An 18,672-nucleotide genomic window follows, 5' to 3' on the forward strand; every position below is an offset into this window, starting at 1 on the left:
ACCAAGCACTGGAAGACCGCACCCCCAAGCAGGCCTACCTCGACAGCACGAACCTGCCAACTTCTTGACTCAAGACAATTACCCGGCGACAAGATCAGCGCGCAGGCAACCCCAGCACACGCTGCGCGATGATGTTGCGCTGGATCTCTGACGTGCCGCCGGAGATCGTGCCCGCATAGGTGCTGACGTAGCGGGTGAACCAGCTCCCGGTGAAAAGGTCTGGGCTGTAAGGGTTGTACGGCGCGGTGAGCGAGGGACTGAGCAGACCGTCGACGCCGGCGGCATCCAGCGCGTGCCGAAACGCGTTCTGTTCGGCCTCCGACCCGAGCAGTTTCAGCACCGAGATGCCGGGGATGTCGCGCTCGCCGCGCGCCGCCTGGCCAAGCGCCACCGACCCGAGCAGTCGTAGCGCTTGATAGTCCATCGCGATCGTCGCGTACCGGTCGCGGTCGAGCGCATCCACCGGCCGATAGTCCTCGAGTAACTGCCCCATCCGGTTCGCGAACGCCATCCACATCATCGTGCGCTCATGGCCGAGCGATCCGTTGGCGACCTTCCATCCGCCGCCCAGTGGGCCGACGAGGTTCTGTCCAGGAACGCGCACCTCGGTGAAGAACACCTCGTTGAAGTCGAGGCTGTCGGGGTCGAATACGGCGGCGAACGGCCTGCGCTCCACCCCCGGTGTATCGGTGGGAACCAGCAGCGCGCTGATTCCCTTGTGTTTCGGCGCATCCGGATCGGTGCGCACGAACGTCAGCAGCACATCGGCGTCGTGGGCGCCCGACGTCCAGACCTTCTGACCGTTGACCACGAAGTGGTCGCCGGCCAGCACCGCCCTGGTGCTCAGGCCGGCCAGATCGGAGCCCGCCGCAGGTTCACTCATGCCAAGCGCCGCCGTCATCTCCGCCCGCAGGATCGGCACGGCCCACTTCTGTTTCTGCTCATCGGTTCCGAACGACAGCAGCGAGGCCGCGATGATCCCGACGCCCTGCGGGTTGAAGCAGTGGTAGATGCGCCGACGGGCAAGTTCCTCGCGATGGACGAACTGCTGCAGCACACCGGCGTTTCGGCCGCCGAACTCCGGCGGGTTGCCCGGTAACAACCAGCCGTGGTCGAACTGCAGTCGTTGCCAGTCGCGCGCCCACGCCGGCACATGCGCAGTCGAGCGCGACCGTTCGGCGGCCTGAGCCTCGGTCGGAAGGTACTCGTCGAGGAATCTGCCGAAATCCGCCCGGAACGCTTCGACCTCGGCGTCGAACGTCAGTTGCACCACGCCAACATATCAAGTACTTAACATTTACGCGTCGGTGCGCTATGACTGAACGGATGCTCGAGGCGGAGAAGATTCTCATCACCGGTGCGACGGGGAAAATCGCCTTCCCGATCGCGCGTGCGCTCGCGCGGCGCAATGAGGTCTGGGGCGCCGCAAGGATGCGGGATCCAGCAGATCGGCAACGGCTCGCCGCGGTCGGCGTCAAGCCGGTGGCGCTGGATTTCAGCGCGGGCGGTTTCTCGTCGCTGCCCGACGATTTCGCGTACGTGTTCCACGCGGCAGTCGACGTCGGTGCGGGTGAGTGGACGGCATGTGTGGACACCAACGCGCAGAAATCCGGCGATCTGCTCTACCACTGCCGCGCCGCCAAAGGCTTCGTGTTCTGTTCCACCGGATCCGTGTACGGCTATCAGGGACAGCGTCCGTTGCGCGAGTCCGATCCGCCGGGAGCGCCACTGCGCGCGAATTACAGCTTCTCCAAGGTCGCCGCCGAAGCCGTCTGCACCTGGGTCGCAAAACAGCACCGGATCCCGCTCACCATCATCCGGATCTGTTCCACATACGGGCCGGAGGGCGGCGCTCCTGCCGACCGACTGGAAATGATGTTGGCCCGCAAGCCGATTCGGCTCTACCCGGACAAGCCCAACAACTACAACCCGATCTACGAGGACGACTACGTCGAGCTCGGCATCCGCGCCATGGAGGTCGCCGACACGCCGCCGATCGTGGTGAACTGGGCTGGCAGTGAAACCGTCAGCGTCGAGGACTACTGCACCTACATGGGTGAGCTCGTCGGCGTGCAGCCGGTTTTCATGTATACCCCCGACGCGCACACACCGCTATGGCCTGACGTGACCCATATGCACGACGTGCTCGGCCGCACCAAAGTGCATTGGCGCGACGGCTTCCGGCGCATGATCGAGTCCCGCCACCCCGAACTCAGCCTGAAAGGCGACTGACTTGCAGCTACCCGGCACGCCGTCGGACGAACTCACCGATGTCCTCGCCACGGGCACAGGGGATGTCACCACTCTGTTCGTCTCGATGGCCACGCGGCATCCCGACGGCGCCGACGCCGAGTACTTGCGCTGGCATACCCTCGATCACCGCCCAGAACAGCACCGGTTGTCCGCCGTCCGCGCCTCTTTGCGGTTGGTGTCGACGCCCGCCTGCCGCTCCGCGCGTGCAGTGAGCCGGCAACCGTACGACGACATCGATCACGTGATGACGTATTTCTTCACCGATCAGCGCGGCATGACCGGCTTCCTCGACCTCGCCGAGGCGCTGATCGGCGCCGGGCGCAAATTGCCGCTGCTGCCGCCGGTCGAACGCGGCATCTATGAAGTGCAATCCAAGGTCTCAGCTGCCCGGATCAAGATCGGCGCCGACGTGCTGCCGTGGTGGCCGATACGCGGCGTCTATCTACTGTTGGAGACGAACGCGACGACACCCGCGGGGCTGACCGGCGTTGACGGTGTCGCTGGGGTGTGGTCTGCTGCGTCGCAAGCCGTCGACGCCAGGTTGGCGAATGCCCCTGCGGGCCAGACAATTTTCTATTGCTTCCTCGACGACGACCCGGTTGCCACCGCCGAGCGGTTGCGACCGGTGCTCGAAAAGCGATGGAAAAACACCAACGTCGAACCGCTGTTCGCCGCCCCATTCCACCCGGTCGTGCCGTACGACTGGGACCGCTATGTGCCCTAGGAGGTCGGCATGCGGATCGGCTTGATGGTCGGCTCCGACAAGGAGCGGGCGCGCGCGGACCGGGTGGCCGGACTGATCGACGACGTCAAAACGGCCGAAACACAGGGATTCGCTTCGTTCTGGTTCCCACAGGTGCCGGGTTATCTCGACGCGCTGACCACGGTGGCGCTCCTCGGTCAGGCCACCGAGCGTATCGAGATCGGCACCGCGGTCGTTCCGATCCAGACCCGCCATCCGTTGATCCTGGCGCAGCAGGCGCTGACGACACAGATCGCCTGCTCCGGCCGGTTCCGCCTGGGCCTGGGCCCGTCGCACCACTGGATCATCGCGGATCAACTCGGATTGCCGTATGACCGGCCGGCGCGGTTGGTGCGTGACTGCCTCGACGTGCTGGCGGCCGCGTTCGCGGGCCCGGGCATTGTGGCGGTGGACAACGACAACTTCCACGTGCACAGCCCGATCGACGTGACGGATTCATTCGCGATGCCGGTTCTTTTAGCCGCGCTCGGCCCGACCATGCTTCGGATCGCAGGTGAACGGACGGGCGGCACCATCTTGTGGATGGCCGACGAACGGGCGATCGGCGATTACGTCGCGCCGCGAATCTTCGAAGCGGCGACAGCCGCCGGCAAGATCGAAACCCGCGTTGTCGCAGGAGTTCCCGTCGCACTCTGCTCGTCCGGCGAGGTCGACGACGCCCGCGCATACGCCAGTGAGGTGCTCGGCCACGCCGACTTCTCCCCGAATTACGTCCGCCTGCTCGAATACGGTGACGCGGACGACGTGGGCGACACCATGGCGGCGGGCGACGAAACCGCCGTGCTCGCGCGCCTGCGACGCTACCGCGACGCCGGTGTCACCGACCTCGCTGCGCGCGTGGTCCCACTCGGCGGTGATGCAACGGCGCGCACCCGATCACGGCGACGCACCCAGGACTTCCTCGCATCACTCGCCTTTGATTGATGCTTCGCATGCGAGCTGGAGGTCGGCTGAATCTCAGTCGGCTTGGCGCAGCAGGGCTACGTCGGACACCATCCGGATGTGATCGGCCATCGCCTTCGATGCCGCCTGCGCGTCCTGTTTACGCACCGCGTCGGCGATGCGCCGGTGGCCCTCCAGCGACGCCCGCGGACGGTCTTCCTGCGAAAGCGATTCGATGCGCGTTTCCCTTATCAGGCCCGAGATCTCGTGCATCAGCTTGGCCAGGAGTGAGGAATGCGCCGCGGTGGTGATGGCCTCGTGGAACATCTCGTCGCCCACGACACCGCGGTCCCCCGTCTGAACCTCCTCCTCCATTTTCGCGATCGCGGCGTCGATGGCTGCCATCTCGGCATCGCTTCGACGGGCGGCGGCGAGTCCGGCCAACTTCACCTCGAGCGCTTCGCGGGCTTCGATGATGTCGGGTATCCGGTCGGCGTGTTCCCGCAAGGCCTTGACGGCGCGCTCCTCGGTCGGGCGGCGCACCAGGATCGCCCCGTCGCCGTGCCGCACCGACAGCACACCCTGCACTTCGAGGGCGACCAGCGCCTGGCTCAACGAGGCGCGACTGACCCCCAGCTTGGCGGCCAAGTCCCGCTCGGCGGGCAACCGATCACCCGGTGTCATCTCGTTGTCAGCGATGTACGCGCACAGTTGCTCGACGATCACTTCATACAGTCGGGGACGTGTGACAGGTCTAAGTTGCTCAACCACTGACTCACCTACTCTCTGCTCCAACCATACTCATTCGAAGTGCGGTTCCCGGGTGTAGCGGGTCACAATGCGTATTGACAGTGATGACGGTCACTGCTTTACTGGCTAGGCCAATACTCCACTAGGTCATTAGACCTACGGAAACCCGGAGACGCCGATGCCGCTCGAACTCATACCGATCCTGGCTCTCATCGCGATGTTCGTCGCGGCCACACTGCTGCCGATCAACATGGGCACGCTGGGATTCGTCGCCGCGTTCCTGGTGGGAACGCTCGCCGTCGGAATGAAGACCGACGACATCATCGCGGGATTTCCCAGCGAACTCTTTCTGACGCTCGTCGGCGTCACGTACCTGTTCGCGATCGCGCAGAACAACGGGACGGTCGACTTGATGGTCAGAGGCGCCGTACGCCTGGTACGAGGGCGGGTCGCGTTCATCCCCTGGGTGATGTTCGGGATCACCGGCGTGCTCACCGCGCTGGGCGCCCTCGGCCCCGCCGCGGTCGCGATCATCGCTCCGATCGCGCTCGGGTTCGCCAAGCAATACCGGATCAACGCGCTGCTGATGGGCATGATGGTCATTCACGGCGCGCAGGCCGGCGGTTTCTCGCCGATCAGCGTCTACGGCGTCACCGTCAACAACATCGTGGCCAAGGCCCAGTTGATGAACAGCCCAGTGGCGCTGTTCCTCGGCAGCCTACTGTTCAACGCGGCGATCGGTGTGCTGCTGTTCGTCTTCCTCGGCGGCCGCAAGCTGATGGGACGGACCGTGCACGACGACCACGACGACTCGATCGACGGCGTCACCGGCGGCGTCGGCGCCACCACACCCCCAACCGGCAACGGAACCGGCGGCACGGCGACCCTCGTGGTGACCGAGACCGAACCCCGCGTGGCTGTCAAACCGCTGCCGACCAAGTCGATCACCTACGACCAGGTGCTCACGCTGATCGGACTCGGCGCGCTCGCATTGTTCTCGCTCGTCCTCGATCTCGACATCGGCTTCGTGTCGATGACCGTCGCCGCCGTCCTGGCGCTGGCCTCCCCCAAGGCCCAGAAGGGAGCGGTGTCGCAAATCAGTTGGTCCACCGTGCTTTTGATCGGCGGCGTGTTGACCTTCGTCGGCGTGCTGCAGGAAGCAGGCAGCGTCGAGTGGGTCGGCAACGGTGTCGCCAAACTCGGTATGCCTCTGCTGGTGGCGCTGCTGCTGTGCTACGTCGGCGGCATCGTGTCGGCCTTCGCCTCGTCGACGGCCATCCTCGGCGCCACCATCCCGCTGGCTGTGCCGCTGCTGTTGGCCGGCGAGGTCAGCGCCATCGGAGTCGTTGTCGCGCTGGCGATTTCATCGACCATCGTCGACGTCAGCCCGTTCTCGACCAACGGTGCCTTGGTACTGGCCAACGCGCAGGATGTCGACCGCGACAAGTTCTACAAGCAGATCCTCAAATACAGCATGCTCGTCGTGCTGATCGGGCCATTGCTGGCATGGGCCGCGCTGGTGCTGCCCGGCTGGCTGTAGATTCCCAGCGGATTTCCGACGGCGGCGGCTTACTGCGACCAGTAGGCCGCCGCCTCTGTTTTGGTGAGATCCAGGTCACAGAACCGGCCTGCCGAAAACCTTGACTCCCAGGTCAGCGCGTGGTTTTCTGAATTGGCTAGTCCACTAGCTCACTTAGTCACTAGGCCGAAGGTGGTCCCCCATGACATCGACACTTCCTTCGAACGGAACCGCCGGCCCCCTCGCCGGACTGGTGGTGGTCGATCTGACTCGTGCCCTGGCCGGGCCGCATGCGGCGATGATGCTCGGCGATCTCGGCGCCGAGGTGATCAAGGTGGAGAACCCGCACGGCGGCGACGACACCCGCGGCTGGGGCCCGCCCTTCGTCGATCCGGCGGACGGCGACCGGGAGTCCACCTACTTCCTCAGCGCGAACCGGAACAAGAAGTCGGTCACGCTCGACCTCAAGGATGACATCGACAAGCGCGCATTGACGACGCTGATCAGCCGTGCCGATGTGCTCATGGAGAACTTCCGGCCCGGAGTGCTCGACCGCCTTGGCTTTTCACAGCAGCAGCTGGCAGAACTCAATCCGCGGTTGGTCGTGCTGTCCATCAGCGGCTTCGGCCATGACGGCCCAGAAGCGGATCGCTCAGGTTATGACCAGATCGCCCAGGGTGAGGCAGGCTTGATGTCGGTAACCGGCGCCGCCCCAACGGATATGCAACGAGTCGGGGTACCGATCGCCGACTTGTTGGCCGGCATGTACGGCGCATTCGGTGTGCTGGCAGCACTGCACGAACGCGAACGGACCGGCCGCGGTCAGGTGGTGCGCGCCTCTCTGCTCGCCGCGGTGGTCGGGGTGCACGCATTCCAGGGCACGAAGTGGACGGTGACGGGCGAGGTCGGCGAAGCGACCGGCAACCACCACCCCTCGATCTGCCCCTACGGCCTGTTCGAAACCGCCGACGGCGCAGTGCAGATCGCAGTCGGAAGCGAAGGCCTCTGGAAACGTTTCTGCGCGGGCTTCGGCTTCGATCCAGATGCCCCAGAGATGGCGTCGAACCCGCAGCGAGTAGCGAACCGCAAGCAGGTCAACGAGATGGTGCAGGCGCGGTTCGGCTACTACACCACCGACGAGTTGCTCGCCAAGCTCGATCGAATCGGCGTGCCCGCCGGGCGCATTCGCTCGATCCGCGAGGTCTACGAGTGGGAACAAACCAAGTCGCAGGGCCTGCTGATCGACGTCGACCACGCCACGTTGGGTAACATCACGTTGCCTGGCCCGCCGCTGCGGTTTTTCGAGGCCGACGGAACCGAACTGACACGCAGGCACCACACCGCTCCCCCGGTGCTCGGCGCCGACAACGACCTCATTGCAGCGACCCTGCCGGCGGAGCACCGATGACGCGGCACAGCGCGCGGCAGATCGTCGCCGCGGTCACCGACGACGGTTCGTGGACGTCCTGGGATGACGCACTGCCCGACGTGCCCGCGAACGGTGAGTACGCCGACGAATTGGCGCGTGCGCGGGCGGCAACCGGCTTGGACGAAGCGGTCGTCACCGGCACTGCGACCGTACGTGGCCACCGTGTCGCGATGCTGGTGTGCGAGTTCGGATTTCTCGGCGGCTCGATCGGCGTGGCCGCTGGCCATCGACTCACCATGGCAATCCGCCGCGCCACCGCCGAGGGCCTTCCCCTGCTCGCACTGCCGACGTCAGGCGGCACCCGCATGCAGGAGGGCACGACCGCGTTCATGCAGATGGTCCGGATCACGGCGGCCGTGACAGACCACAAGGCAGCCGGTCTGCCGTATCTTGTCTACCTCCGGCACCCGACGACGGGCGGGGTGTTCGCGTCATGGGGCTCGCTCGGGCATGTGACCCTCGCCGAGCCGGGCGCGTTGATCGGCTTTCTGGGCCCGCGGGTGTACGAGGCGCTGTTCGGTGAGCCGTTTCCCGCAGGCGTGCAGACGTCGGAAAACCTCTGTGCGCGCGGCGTTGTCGACGCCGTGGTGTCCGTGGACGACCTCGCCGGAATCGTGGACCGCGCCTTGACGCTCATCACGCCGGCGCCGCACCAGATGATCCAGCGCACGCCCGTGCATCCGGCTTCGTCGGACGTGCCCGCGTGGGAGTCGGTGTTGGCTTCCCGCCACGGCGAGCGGCCCGGCGTTCGTGAACTGCTCGACCACGCGTGCTCCGATGTCCTGATGCTCAACGGAACCGGGCAGGGCGAGAACGAACCGGGACTGCTGCTCGCGCTCGCCCGATTCGGCGACCACACATGCGTCCTGCTGGGTCAGGACCGGCACGGCCAGACTCCTGAGGCACCGCTGGGTCCTGCGGCGCTGCGGCAGGCGCGACGCGGTATGCGATTGGCCGCGGAGCTGAACCTGCCGCTGGTCACCGTGATCGACACGGCGGGCGCCGCACTGTCCCGCGAGGCAGAAGAGGGTGGCCTTGCCGGCGAGATCGCGCGGTGCATCGCCGACATGGTGACACTCGAAGTGCCGACCGTTTCATTACTTCTCGGCCAGGGCACCGGCGGCGGAGCACTCGCGCTCGTGCCCGCCGACCGGATGCTCACCGCGCAGCACGGATGGCTTTCGCCGCTCCCGCCCGAGGGGGCCAGCGCGATCCTGTTTCACGACACCGACCACGCGCCGCACATGGCGGTCAGCCAAGGGATCCGATCCGCGGATCTACTGGCGCACGGCGTCGTCGACCGGGTTATCCCCGAATATCCAACGGCCGCAGCGGAGCCCGAACAGTTCTGCCTGCGCGTCGGGGCGGTGCTGCGCGACGAACTGGCTACGCTCCGCAACGTCGACGCCGCGCGCAGGCTTGCCGACCGTGTCGACCGGTTCGATCGGATCGGTCAGCCCGATTCCGTGTTGGCCGCGGTCGGATAGTCCGACACCGGAGTGATCCTCACGAGGTGCTGCTTGGTCCGCCACAGCAGGGGTCTCAGGATGAACGAGCGCAGCGCACCGCGGCGTCGCCAACGACGACGACACCGACCGGTGTCGTGATGACCTTGCCGTTTGCAGTCGCTGTGCCGATGGTGACGACTTCAGACGTCTCGAGTAGGTCGAGCAGTTCCATGGCGGGTTTACCTAACGCTTGAAGTGAACCACCGCGGCGTCGGATGCCGCCGTCATCGGTCCCGGCTGGTCGTAGAAATCGAATTGGGTTGCTCCGTCGAGCCATAGCTGGTCGACGGGACCGGACACCGCGTTCACGAATCGGCGAACGCTGCCGGGGTTGACCGCATCTTCGCTGTGCACCACGAGCAGCGGTTGAGTCAACGCGGGGGCCAGAGCATGGACGTCGAAGGGGATCCAACTCGCCCACGACGCCAGGTTGAAGGTGTTGTCCCACTGCGGAATCAAGCCGCGCTCGGGGTTGGTGTAGTAGTCCTCGCCAGGTGCGGGATCGGCCTGATCCAGCGGGACGGCCGGTACCAGCGCCTGCCGGCCGCTGCGCTGGTACTCCGCGAGTGCCTCATCCGCGGCGTGGATGAGCGCTGCCATCCCCTGTTCGCCGCCGAGGTTTTCACTGACGTCGTTGCGCGTCGGCAACGCGGGAGCGATCAAGGCCAGCGACACGAGCAGCGGCGTCCGGGTCGCCGCGGCCACCATGTAGCTACTGCCTGCACAGATCCCCAACCCGGCGATCGCGTCGGGATCGACAGCGGGATGGGCTGCGAGGAACTCCGCCGCAGCGACGATGTCGGCGCTCTTCGCGTGCGGGTCCTCCATCGATCTCGGCTGCCCACCGCTCTCACCCCAACTGCGGAAGTCGAACGTCAGCGCGATCAGGCCGCGGTCGGCCATCTCGCGGGCGTAGCCGGCGGCCATCTGTTCCTTGACCGTCGCCCACGCCCCTGCCACGACGACTGCCGGTCGCCGCGCGCCGCTCAGATCGGTGGGCAGGTACATGTTCCCTATGAGGACGCCGCCCGACGAATCGAACGTCACTCGCCGTGTGTTCATCACACCTCCAGAAACGGTAGTTGCACCGCCACTTCAAACCATATCGGCAAAATGGGGGTACGACCACCATTTCAGGTGGTGATCTGCGGCACCTACTGAAGCAGGTCGTCCAATTCGCTGACCCGTGCGTTGCCCAGATGCAGCGTGGCCAGTTCAGAAAGGGCGCCATCGCCGATCCGCGCCTCGGCGTCCCTACGGACGATCAAGGTGGCCTCGTCGGTGCCGCCGAGCAGCCCCTTGGGCTCGTCGAGTTCGCGTATCCGGTAGCGATGGTGCAGCCATTGCGGCTGCCAGAGCGGTATCACCACCCACCGCTGTTGCGCGACGGCGTCGACGAACCGGCCGAAGCACTGTTCTTCTGTGCCCGTACGGAATTCGTATCCTGCTGTACCGAGACCGTACTGGTCGATGATGTCCGCAGAGAAGCGGCTGATGCCGGCGCCCGGATTGATGCCCTGTATCAGTCGCTCCATCCGGGTCAACGCCGGTTCTGCCAACAGGTCGGCGACCCCTCGAACGGCGTCCTCGGGAACGTAGTCGGGCACGCCCCAGAGGCAGTACGGCTCGTACAAGACGGCGACGTTGCGCACCTGGTCGGCGAACGGAGCGAGGTAGGCGCCATGGCTACTCGGCAGCCACGCCGACACGAGCACGTCGACCTCGCCGTCGCTCATGCGCAGGAACATCTCCTCGTGCGGCGCCGCCGAGCGTTCGATGTCGTGTCCGTGGCCGATGAGGATCCGCTCGACTTCCCGCGCGGCGGCATCGTGAAAGCTCAAGTCGATGTGACCGACGCGGATGCGGCTTGTCATACCGTCGCCACGTCGATGAGAACCTTGCCGACCACGCCGGATTCGGACGCGCGGTGCGCGTCGGCGGTGCGTTCCAGCGGGAAGCGGTGCAACGGCAACCCCGCCTGTTCGCCCACCTCCATGGCGCCGTCGGCGATCGCTGCGTTCACCGCCCGCACCGAGGCCATCTTCTCGTCGTGTTCGGTGAGGTAGGTCAGCATGTACTGCAGGCGGGCGTTTTTGGTCATGGCGGCCCTGGTCGGGACGGAAACCGCATCCTGCTCGTCAGAGGCGTAGACGGTGATGACGCCGCCGTTGGCAATCACCGCCAAGTCGTCGGCGACGTTGGCGCGCAGATTCACCTCGACGATGATGTCGGCGCCTTCGGGATGGTGGCGAAGCAGTTCGCTGGTGACGTCCTGGCGACGGTAGTTGATGATCTGGTGTGCTCCCGCGGCCCGACACAACTGGGCCTTCTCGTCACTGCTGACCGTGGTCACCACGGCCGCACCGGCCCACGCCGCGAGTTGAATCGCGGCATGACCGACGGCGCCTGCCCCGCCCGCCACCAGAACGGTCAACCCGCTCAATGCGCCCGGTTGCAACTGCGTCGGTGCTCCCCGGTGCGCGGTGAGCGCGCGATGGGCGGTCAGCGCCGGGATGCCCATCGACGCGCCGACGTCGAAGCTGGCATTGTCGGGTAGTAGAACCACCTGGTCGGCCGGGAGGGACACATATTCCTGCGCGGTGCCGTCGGCTCTCTGCCAGGCAGCATCCCAAACCCACACCCTGTCACCGCTTTTCAGCCCTGCCACGCTCTCGCCGACCGCGTCGACGACGCCGGCACCGTCCTGGTTGGGCACCTGCCCGCCGGCGGCGACGGTCCCGTTGGGAGCTTGTCGTGCCTTCCAGTCGGTCGGGTTGACGCCGGAGACAACCATTTTCACCCTGACCTCGCCTGCGCCTACCAGGGGCACAGGCCGCTCCACGAGTGTCAGCACCGACGGATCTCCGGTGCGCGTGTAGACGATTGACTTCATCGGGTTCCTGTTCTGTTGATCAGCCGTGAAATTCGACGATGTCGAGTCCACGGTTGTAGTCGGTGGTGAACGCGATCCCGTCGCTGCGCACGTAGACGTCGGCCGTCTGGATGACTTGCCGGCCGCCTGGCCTCGGGTCGATGAGACGATCCGGCGGCCCGGGCACGAATGCCCCGATCTGGCGGGGAGCGAACGGATTGCTGATGTTGAAAGCGCGCAGGCCCGCGTTCTGGTACGTCGCGAAGATGATGGTGTCGGACACGAAGCTGCCCGGCCGGTTCTCGTGCAGATTGTGCGGGCCGAAATGGCGCCCCTTACACGCGTAGGGCCGTTCGGCCGGAGTCGGAAACGTCGAGATGCTGATCGGGTTCGACGGCTCCCGGATGTCGAAGACCCAGACGTGTTTCAGGCCGTCGGCCAGCTCGTCGGCGGTGGCTTCGTCGGCGACGATGAGCAGGTCACGTTCCGGAAGTGGCAACGAAGTATGGGTACCCCCGCCGAACGGCGGCGACCAGTTGCGGTGCACGATTGACCGCGGGTTGGCTCGGTCGCTGATGTCCAGCAGCGCCAGCCCACCGTCGCGCCACGACGAGTACGCGGTGTCGCCCGCGCTGATCGCGTGGTGCAACGCGTACCGCCATCGAGTGGTGTCCCACGTCGGTTTCTCGCCTGCGGCTGTGTTCATGCCTGGCAGCCAGTGGTTTCCGACGATGACCGGCTGTGTGGGGTCGGCCAGATCGATCACCGCGAAGATGTAGTCGCTGAATCCGGTTGGCAGCACCGATGCGTACGCATAGCGTCCGCCGCTGTACCACAACCGGTGCGCGCCGACGCCGTCGATCGGCAGGAAGCCGATGCGGCGTGGAGCCGACGGCGCCGCGATGTCGTAGACCGCCACCCCCGCCGACCAGTTCTGCTCGCTTCCGCCGAGCCGGGCGCCCAGCGAGCCGCTGTAATAGTTGGCCTCTGTGTCGAATTGCTTCCACAAGTCCTTGGCGTGGATGACAAGAAGCAGATCGTCTGCTGCCTGCAGGTGGATGTTCCACGTGTTGGGCGGCGCGGGCTCGAAGACAACGGGTTTCGGCGCACGCAGATCGCTGACGTCGATCGCGCTGAAGCCACCGCTGAACAGGTGCCCGACGTAGACGTGCTCGTTCCAATACTGCAACTGCATCGCATCGGGCCTGCCGCCTTGATCACTGTGCGCTATCGCGGTGAACTCATCGGCCAACTCGGGTTCGGTGCCGCTCACGGCTTGAGCCGGATCGGTTGCGCGCCGATGTCGACCCGGATGATCAGGTAGGGAGGTATCCGGTCGTCGGCTCCGTGATTGAACAGAGGCAGACGCGGCAACTGGTTGACGCTGACGTACAACTGCCCGTCGGCGGCGATGGCCAAGGTGTCGGGCCACAACAGCTCTCTTGCCTGCAGCACCGTGGTCCACTCGCCCGCCGCGCTGCTGCGCAACACTGCGCCGTGCTCGTAGGCGGTGGCGTAAAGGTTTCCGGCAGCGTCTGATTCGAGGCCATCGGACGCGCATTTGTCACCGTGGTCGAGGACTGTCTGCGCGACAAGGTCGTCGGGCATGTCGCGGTCGCGCAGCGCGGCGGTGTCGACGCTGTAGAGCCGGCGTGAGGACAGCGGGCAGTAGAACAGCCGGGCACCGTCGGCGCTGATCGCGATGCCGTCGGCGCCAACGCGGTACTGACCGCGCACCAAACCTTCGACCACGGCCCGAAACTGGTCCTCCGCCTGGGTGGTCCGGCGGCCGCGGAGGCGGTCCCAGGACTGCCCGGTGTCGAGGTCGACGACGATGAGGGCACCGGTGGGCTGCGAGTCGGTGATGTAGGCGTACCTGCCGCGGCTGAAGTCGAACCGGACGTCGTTCAGATACGTCGTCGGCGTCATCGCCGCGTCATCGATCGGAAGCACACGGTCGATCTCGTTGCGGTTCAGATCGACCCGGACCAGCTTGGGTCCGCCCCCGGCCACGTACGGTGCGAACGACGGTGCGCCGGTGTCCAGCAGCCACAGGTAGCCGTCCGGGTCGACGATCACGCTCTGCACCGAGATGAGCCGATCCCGCGGTGCCGCCCCTGCCCACCTGTTCACCTCGATGTTCGGATATGCGGCGGCCGTGCCGTCGACGATCTCGGCGACGGTGTACGGGACCTCGTCGCCCCAGCGCGGGAATGAGACGAACACGCGTCCGTCGTCGCTGACCGTGACACCTGTCGGCATCAGGTCGGTGATCTCGGCCACCACTTCGTATTCGGGTTGGACGTCGCTGCCGAGCGGCTTCGGTGAATTCATGAGTGCTTCTTTCCTGTTGTATCGCCGGACGCGATCTGGACAACGACTTTCCCGGTGGCGGTGTGGTTTTCGACGGCGGCGTAGGCCTCGTCGAGGTTCTCGAACGTGTACGTCGCGCCGTCCAGTCGGGGCACCAACCGACCGGAGTCGGCCATCTCGGCCGCCAATCGAAGGGCGCGCCCGTGCCTGTCCCTGTGCTGTCCGCTCAGCAGCGGCAGCAGCGTGAACACACCCGAGTACGTGGCCGCGCGGAATGACAGCGGTGCCAGGCTGTGCGTGCCCCAGCCGAGCGCACTCACCACATGACCGGTGTAGGGCTTGACGGCGGCGAACGAGTCGTCCAGCGTGGACCCGCCGACGGTGTCGAACACCACATCGAAACCGTCACCTGCCGAATGCTTCTCGACGTACTCGGCCACCGTCGTCGTGGTGTAGTCGATCGCTGTCGCACCCGCCGCGGTGATGATCTCCTGACTCGCCGCACCGCCGGTGGCGAAGACATTCGCACCCCGGTAGCGGGCGAGCTGGATGGCGACGTGACCGACACCGCCCGCCCCACCGTGCACGAGCACCGAGGCGCCATCACGGATGTGCGCGTGCCCGACGAGCGCCTCCCTGGCGGTGATGAACGCCAACGGCAGCGCGGCCGCCTCTTTCATGGAAAGTGTGCGCGGTTTCGGCGCGAGCAAACGGCAGTCGACGGCGGCGAACTCGGCCAGCGAGCCCTGGATGCCACCGACGCCGCCGGCCATCCCGAAGACTTCGTCCCCAGGCCGGAAAGCATCGACACCGTCACCCACCGATTCCACCACACCGGCCATGTCGATTCCGAGCACTGCGGGCGGCACCGTCTGTGCGTGCGCCGCCTGTCCGCGCCGTATCTTCGTGTCGAGCGGGTTGACTCCGCTTGCCATCACCCGGACCAGCACCTGTCCCGGCCCGGGCGGCGGCACCTCTAGCTCGAGGATCTGAAGTGGTGCACCGAATTCGGTGAGAACTGCTGCGCGCATGGGCATCATCACGGTCGTGTGGCTAGATCAGCGGTGGGACCGTCGCATCGACCGCCACCTCGACCAGGTGAGGGCGATCAGCGTCGATTCCCCGCTTGATCACTTCGTGCAGGGCGTCGGCCGAGGTGACCCGTTCACTGGTGCACCCATAACCCTGGGCCAACCCCTGAAAGTCGAGGTCCGGTAGGTTGAGGCCCGGCACCCGCGGAGTTTCGAGAAGGTGCGCGAAGGATTTCAGAATGTTGTAGGCGCCGTTGCGCACGACGATGAACAGGATGGGCAGATCGTGTTGCGTGGCGGTCCAGATGCTCTGGATCACGTAGTTGGCCGCCCCGTCACCGACGATGCAGATCACCTTCCTGTTGGTGCCTTCGTCGCGCTCGGCAAGGGCAACGCCGACCGCGGCGGGCAGTCCGTAGCCCAGTACGCCGCTGGACATGGAGAAGAACGACTTCGGCTGATCGGTCGGGATCTGCTGGCGCAACTGACGCAGGGTGGAAAGCGACTCCTGGACGATGACACTGTCGGCCGGGCGGACCGTCTGAATCGTGTGGTACAGCCACTCCGGGGTGATGCGGTCGTCGACAAGGGCGGGCACCGGAGCAGGCCGCGCCGACGGCAGGGCTCGATTCGCCTGCGGCACAGCGTCAGCGATCACCGCACAGGACCGACCAGGGTCGGCGAGGATCGCTGTGCCGACCGGTGCGCGCGCCGCCTCGGCCGGATCGTCGGTGATGTGGAAGAGCACGGCGCCTTCGGGCAGGTACTCACCGGGCACGTACGGGTAGTAGCGGAACACCGGCGCTCCGATGACGACGATCACGTCGTGGCCCGACAATGTCCGCGCCAGTGGACCGATCGCGGGAGGAAGCGTGCCTCGATACTGCGGATGTGTCTCAGGGAAGCCCGGCCTGCCTTCCTCGGGTGCCGCCCACACATCGCATCGCAGCTTCTCGGCCAAAGCCACGGCGTCGTCCCAGCCGCCGACCTGATCCACGGCACCGCCGATGACCAGAACCGGTGAGTGGGCCGACTCGAGCGCAGCGATCACGTCCCCCAACGCGTCGACGTCGGCGGACAGCCGTCGACTCACTGTGCGCAGCAGCGGAAGTCGGGGGCAGGGTTGGTCGCCGTCGTCCATCGGGATCGAGAGGAACACTGGCCCGGCCGGCGGCAGCACTGCTGTGGCATACGCACGCATCAAGGCCGCGGGAAGGTCTTCGGCGCGGGCCGGCTGATAGGCCCACTTGATGTACGGCTGAGGTACGACCTCGGGCTTGACGTTGGTCAGATACGGTTCCAGCAGCAGCATTTCGCGGGTCTGCTGACCGGCGGTGATGATCAGCGGCGCACGGTTGTACCACGCGCTTTCGATGTTTCCCACCGCGTTGCCCATTCCTGCTGCGGTGTGCAGGTTCACCAGCGCCGCACGCCCGGTGCGCTGCGCGTAGGCGTCGGCCATGGCCACGGCGGGCGCCTCCTGCAGGGCCAGCACATAGCGGAAATCGGTTGGAAAATCTTTGAGGAAGGGTTCTTCGGTCGAACCCGGGTTGCCGAACATGGTCGTGAGCCCCAGTTGGCGCGCGATCTCGAAAAAAGCTTCACGTACGGTATGCATGGTCACCTCTCGGCTGTGGTCTGGAATGGGTTGTCAGTTCTCGACGGTGTACTTCTTGACGGCGCGCTCGTCCCACACCAACCCGGCGCCGGGCTGATCAACAGCGGTGAGCGTGCCGCGCTCGGGTTGCAGCGGGGTGGCCAGGATCGGACATGCCCAGTCCACCCACTCCAGCCAGTGCGCCGTAGGCGTGACCCGAAGCAGGTGCGCCGCGAATTCCGGATACAGATGGTTGGAGAACTGGATGCCTGCCGCGGCCGCGACTCCGGCCGTCTGCATCCAACCCGTGACGCCACCGATCCGCATCAGGTCACCCATGGCGTAGTGAACGCCGCCGCTGTCCAAAAAGTTCAGCAGATCACGTGCGCCGTAGTAGTTTTCGCCTGCCTGCAGGGGTGTGCGAACCTTCTGGGCGAGTTGTGAATAGCCACGGACGTTGTCGTATGCGATGGGCTCCTCGAACCAGTACAGGTTCTGCTCGTCGAGTTCGTGGCAACGCCGAATCGCATCACCGAGGCCGAGGGCCTGATTGAAGTCCACCATGAGGTCGATATCGGTCCCGATGCCCTGTCGGACCGCGTCGATGGCCGCAAGGTCGTCGCGCAGGTGCGTGTTGCCCAGTCGCATCTTCAGCGCGGTGAACCCGCCCTCGTCGACCAACGCCTTGGCCTCGGTAGCTAGCGTCGAGACCTCATGGCGCCAGAGGCCGTTGCTGTTGTATGCGCGCACTGGACCGACCGAGCCGCCGAGAAGCTGGGCCAGCGGAAGACCGGCGGTCTTGGCCAGGGCATCCCACAGCGCCATGTCGATTGCGGACACCGCGATGGTCGAGACGCCGGCCACGCCAACGACATTGAGCGACGTCAGCGCCTCGCCGAAGGCGTCTCCGGGTGCGATGTCGCGTCCATGGAGCCCGTCGAGCAGATCGCGTAGCTCGGCGACGACCACCGGCAGAGACTTGGCCCGATACGGCGCGATGTAGCTCGAGCCGATGACTCCGTCAGCCAACTCCACATCGACAAGCACCAAGGGCCAATGGTCGAATCTCCCGATCGCGGCGATGATCGGATGCCGCAGCGGTACTACGACCGCTCGAACCGTACTGCGTTGCAGTGTCATTCGCGAGTCAGCCACGGTCAGACACCTTCGCTCTGAAGTTGGCGCAGATAGCCGGTGATATCCGCTATCGGGGGCAGAAGATCTCTTTCGGTACCGGACAACCCGGCCTGCCGAAGCACCTGGGCTTGATCCCAGTACAGGGTTTCGCTGAGCATCAGCGAGTCTTCGAACGTCACCACCACGACGAAGGGAATCTGCAGCGACGAGCCGGTCGGGGCGACGCCGGGAAGAAGGTGCGGCATCACCCGGTCGTGGGTGAACTCCATGATGCATTCGTCGACGAGCACGTCGTCGCCGAGCGAGCGCCGCACGAGTTCGAGGTTGGTGTCCGGTGGCTGGGCCGGAATGAAAACCTCGGCGTAGTAGGCGCGCAACGCCTCACGCCCCGATGCCCCGCTCATCGTCGGTAGGTGCATCACCCGCGCATGAGGCACCATCGTCGACACCGCCAGATCGGCGTCCTTCGATTCGAATTCGTACCGGGTGTGCCGCGTCCACAGCTCCTCCATGGCCTCACTCATGGGGCCCGAAGCTAGGAACCGTCCCACCGAGTCCGCTAACCAATGTCCAATGAATGGACAAAATCGGCGGTTGGCTGCAGACACGGGTGCTCCT

General features: G+C 65.8%; 18 protein-coding genes. 6 read left to right on the top strand and 12 right to left on the bottom strand.

The annotated features are described in order from the left end of the window. Window positions 1-94 precede the first annotated feature (94 nt). Window positions 95-1,270, bottom strand: a complete 1,176-nt coding sequence (locus A5724_RS22290) for an acyl-CoA dehydrogenase family protein (protein ID WP_067807424.1) — start codon at window positions 1,268-1,270, stop codon at window positions 95-97. Between the two features lie 44 nt (window positions 1,271-1,314). Here A5724_RS22290 and A5724_RS22295 point away from each other — a divergent pair, with 44 nt between their 5' ends. The 3 genes from A5724_RS22295 to A5724_RS22305 are packed head-to-tail and all read left to right on the top strand — an operon-like array spanning window position 1,315 to window position 3,940. Beyond that, complete coding sequence (locus A5724_RS22295) at window positions 1,315-2,232, top strand: NAD(P)-dependent oxidoreductase (protein ID WP_067807299.1); 918 nt, start codon at window positions 1,315-1,317, stop codon at window positions 2,230-2,232. Window position 2,233: 1 nt separating this feature from the next. Further along, the gene (locus A5724_RS22300) at window positions 2,234-2,977 is read left to right on the top strand and encodes a hypothetical protein (RefSeq protein ID WP_067807302.1); all 744 of its coding nucleotides are present in this window, start codon (window positions 2,234-2,236) and stop codon (window positions 2,975-2,977) included. Between the two features lie 9 nt (window positions 2,978-2,986). After that, a complete protein-coding gene (locus A5724_RS22305; RefSeq protein ID WP_067807307.1) occupies window positions 2,987-3,940 on the top strand; it encodes a TIGR03564 family F420-dependent LLM class oxidoreductase in 954 nt (317 codons plus the stop codon). A gap of 33 nt (window positions 3,941-3,973) precedes the next feature. On the opposite strand, the gene A5724_RS22310 is transcribed toward A5724_RS22305, so the two are convergent. Beyond that, on the bottom strand, window positions 3,974-4,669 hold the full coding sequence (locus A5724_RS22310; RefSeq protein WP_067807312.1) for a FadR/GntR family transcriptional regulator: 696 nt from the start codon (window positions 4,667-4,669) through the stop codon (window positions 3,974-3,976). Between the two features lie 157 nt (window positions 4,670-4,826). On the opposite strand from A5724_RS22310, the gene A5724_RS22315 reads away from it, so the two are divergent. From A5724_RS22315 to A5724_RS22325, 3 genes are all read left to right on the top strand, one after another. Next, the gene (locus tag A5724_RS22315) at window positions 4,827-6,188 is read left to right on the top strand and encodes an SLC13 family permease (protein WP_067807315.1); all 1,362 of its coding nucleotides are present in this window, start codon (window positions 4,827-4,829) and stop codon (window positions 6,186-6,188) included. A gap of 181 nt (window positions 6,189-6,369) precedes the next feature. After that, window positions 6,370-7,575 carry a CaiB/BaiF CoA-transferase family protein gene (locus tag A5724_RS22320; RefSeq protein WP_067807317.1) on the top strand — a complete coding sequence of 402 codons (1,206 nt, stop codon included), beginning with the start codon at window positions 6,370-6,372 and terminating at the stop codon, window positions 7,573-7,575. After that, complete coding sequence (locus A5724_RS22325; protein WP_067807320.1) at window positions 7,572-9,083, top strand: carboxyl transferase domain-containing protein; 1,512 nt, start codon at window positions 7,572-7,574, stop codon at window positions 9,081-9,083. The genes A5724_RS22320 and A5724_RS22325 overlap by 4 nt, the downstream gene beginning before the upstream one ends. A gap of 55 nt (window positions 9,084-9,138) precedes the next feature. Here A5724_RS22325 and A5724_RS33880 read toward each other — a convergent pair whose 3' ends face one another. From A5724_RS33880 to A5724_RS22370, 10 genes are all read right to left on the bottom strand, one after another. Next, window positions 9,139-9,276 carry a hypothetical protein gene (locus A5724_RS33880; RefSeq protein WP_156752408.1) on the bottom strand — a complete coding sequence of 46 codons (138 nt, stop codon included), beginning with the start codon at window positions 9,274-9,276 and terminating at the stop codon, window positions 9,139-9,141. A gap of 11 nt (window positions 9,277-9,287) precedes the next feature. Further along, window positions 9,288-10,166, bottom strand: coding sequence for an alpha/beta hydrolase (locus A5724_RS22330; protein WP_067807323.1), 879 nt, complete (start codon window positions 10,164-10,166; stop codon window positions 9,288-9,290). A gap of 92 nt (window positions 10,167-10,258) precedes the next feature. Next, window positions 10,259-10,978 (bottom strand): glycine betaine ABC transporter substrate-binding protein, encoded by a 720-nt coding sequence (locus A5724_RS22335; RefSeq protein ID WP_067807326.1) that lies wholly within the window; start codon window positions 10,976-10,978, stop codon window positions 10,259-10,261. Continuing rightward, window positions 10,975-11,997: an NADPH:quinone reductase gene (locus A5724_RS22340; protein ID WP_067807330.1), complete on the bottom strand. Its 1,023-nt coding sequence runs from the start codon at window positions 11,995-11,997 to the stop codon at window positions 10,975-10,977. Before A5724_RS22340 ends, A5724_RS22335 begins: the two co-directional genes overlap by 4 nt. A gap of 19 nt (window positions 11,998-12,016) precedes the next feature. Then, a complete protein-coding gene (locus tag A5724_RS22345) occupies window positions 12,017-13,249 on the bottom strand; it encodes an LVIVD repeat-containing protein (protein WP_067807333.1) in 1,233 nt (410 codons plus the stop codon). Beyond that, complete coding sequence (locus A5724_RS22350; protein ID WP_067807337.1) at window positions 13,246-14,310, bottom strand: SMP-30/gluconolactonase/LRE family protein; 1,065 nt, start codon at window positions 14,308-14,310, stop codon at window positions 13,246-13,248. Before A5724_RS22350 ends, A5724_RS22345 begins: the two co-directional genes overlap by 4 nt. Beyond that, window positions 14,307-15,320, bottom strand: a complete 1,014-nt coding sequence (locus A5724_RS22355) for a zinc-dependent alcohol dehydrogenase family protein (RefSeq protein ID WP_067807427.1) — start codon at window positions 15,318-15,320, stop codon at window positions 14,307-14,309. The genes A5724_RS22350 and A5724_RS22355 overlap by 4 nt, the downstream gene beginning before the upstream one ends. Window positions 15,321-15,342: 22 nt before the next feature. Further along, window positions 15,343-16,938 (bottom strand): benzoylformate decarboxylase, encoded by a 1,596-nt coding sequence (gene mdlC / locus A5724_RS22360; RefSeq protein ID WP_067807430.1) that lies wholly within the window; start codon window positions 16,936-16,938, stop codon window positions 15,343-15,345. Between the two features lie 33 nt (window positions 16,939-16,971). Continuing rightward, window positions 16,972-18,072, bottom strand: a complete 1,101-nt coding sequence (locus A5724_RS22365; protein ID WP_197518755.1) for an enolase C-terminal domain-like protein — start codon at window positions 18,070-18,072, stop codon at window positions 16,972-16,974. Window positions 18,073-18,074: 2 nt separating this feature from the next. After that, window positions 18,075-18,578, bottom strand: coding sequence for a nuclear transport factor 2 family protein (locus A5724_RS22370; protein ID WP_156752409.1), 504 nt, complete (start codon window positions 18,576-18,578; stop codon window positions 18,075-18,077). Window positions 18,579-18,672 lie beyond the last annotated feature (94 nt).

This window comes from Mycobacterium sp. ACS1612, assembly GCF_001667505.1.
GTDB lineage: Bacteria > Actinomycetota > Actinomycetes > Mycobacteriales > Mycobacteriaceae > Mycobacterium.

Bases quoted from the DNA above. Each gene is read 5' to 3' on its own strand.
- A5724_RS22295 (WP_067807299.1), top strand. From the start codon at position 1,315: ATGACTGAACGGATGCTCGAGGCGGAGAAGATTCTCATCACCGGTGCG.
- A5724_RS22305 (WP_067807307.1), top strand. From the start codon at position 2,987: ATGCGGATCGGCTTGATGGTCGGCTCCGACAAGGAGCGGGCGCGCGCG.
- A5724_RS22315 (WP_067807315.1), top strand. From the start codon at position 4,827: ATGCCGCTCGAACTCATACCGATCCTGGCTCTCATCGCGATGTTCGTC.
- A5724_RS22320 (WP_067807317.1), top strand. From the start codon at position 6,370: ATGACATCGACACTTCCTTCGAACGGAACCGCCGGCCCCCTCGCCGGA.
- A5724_RS22325 (WP_067807320.1), top strand. From the start codon at position 7,572: ATGACGCGGCACAGCGCGCGGCAGATCGTCGCCGCGGTCACCGACGAC.
- A5724_RS33880 (WP_156752408.1), bottom strand. From the start codon at position 9,276: ATGGAACTGCTCGACCTACTCGAGACGTCTGAAGTCGTCACCATCGGC.
- A5724_RS22330 (WP_067807323.1), bottom strand. From the start codon at position 10,166: ATGAACACACGGCGAGTGACGTTCGATTCGTCGGGCGGCGTCCTCATA.
- A5724_RS22335 (WP_067807326.1), bottom strand. From the start codon at position 10,978: ATGACAAGCCGCATCCGCGTCGGTCACATCGACTTGAGCTTTCACGAT.
- A5724_RS22340 (WP_067807330.1), bottom strand. From the start codon at position 11,997: ATGAAGTCAATCGTCTACACGCGCACCGGAGATCCGTCGGTGCTGACA.
- A5724_RS22350 (WP_067807337.1), bottom strand. From the start codon at position 14,310: ATGAATTCACCGAAGCCGCTCGGCAGCGACGTCCAACCCGAATACGAA.
- A5724_RS22355 (WP_067807427.1), bottom strand. From the start codon at position 15,320: ATGCGCGCAGCAGTTCTCACCGAATTCGGTGCACCACTTCAGATCCTC.
- mdlC (WP_067807430.1), bottom strand. From the start codon at position 16,938: ATGCATACCGTACGTGAAGCTTTTTTCGAGATCGCGCGCCAACTGGGG.
- A5724_RS22370 (WP_156752409.1), bottom strand. From the start codon at position 18,578: ATGAGTGAGGCCATGGAGGAGCTGTGGACGCGGCACACCCGGTACGAA.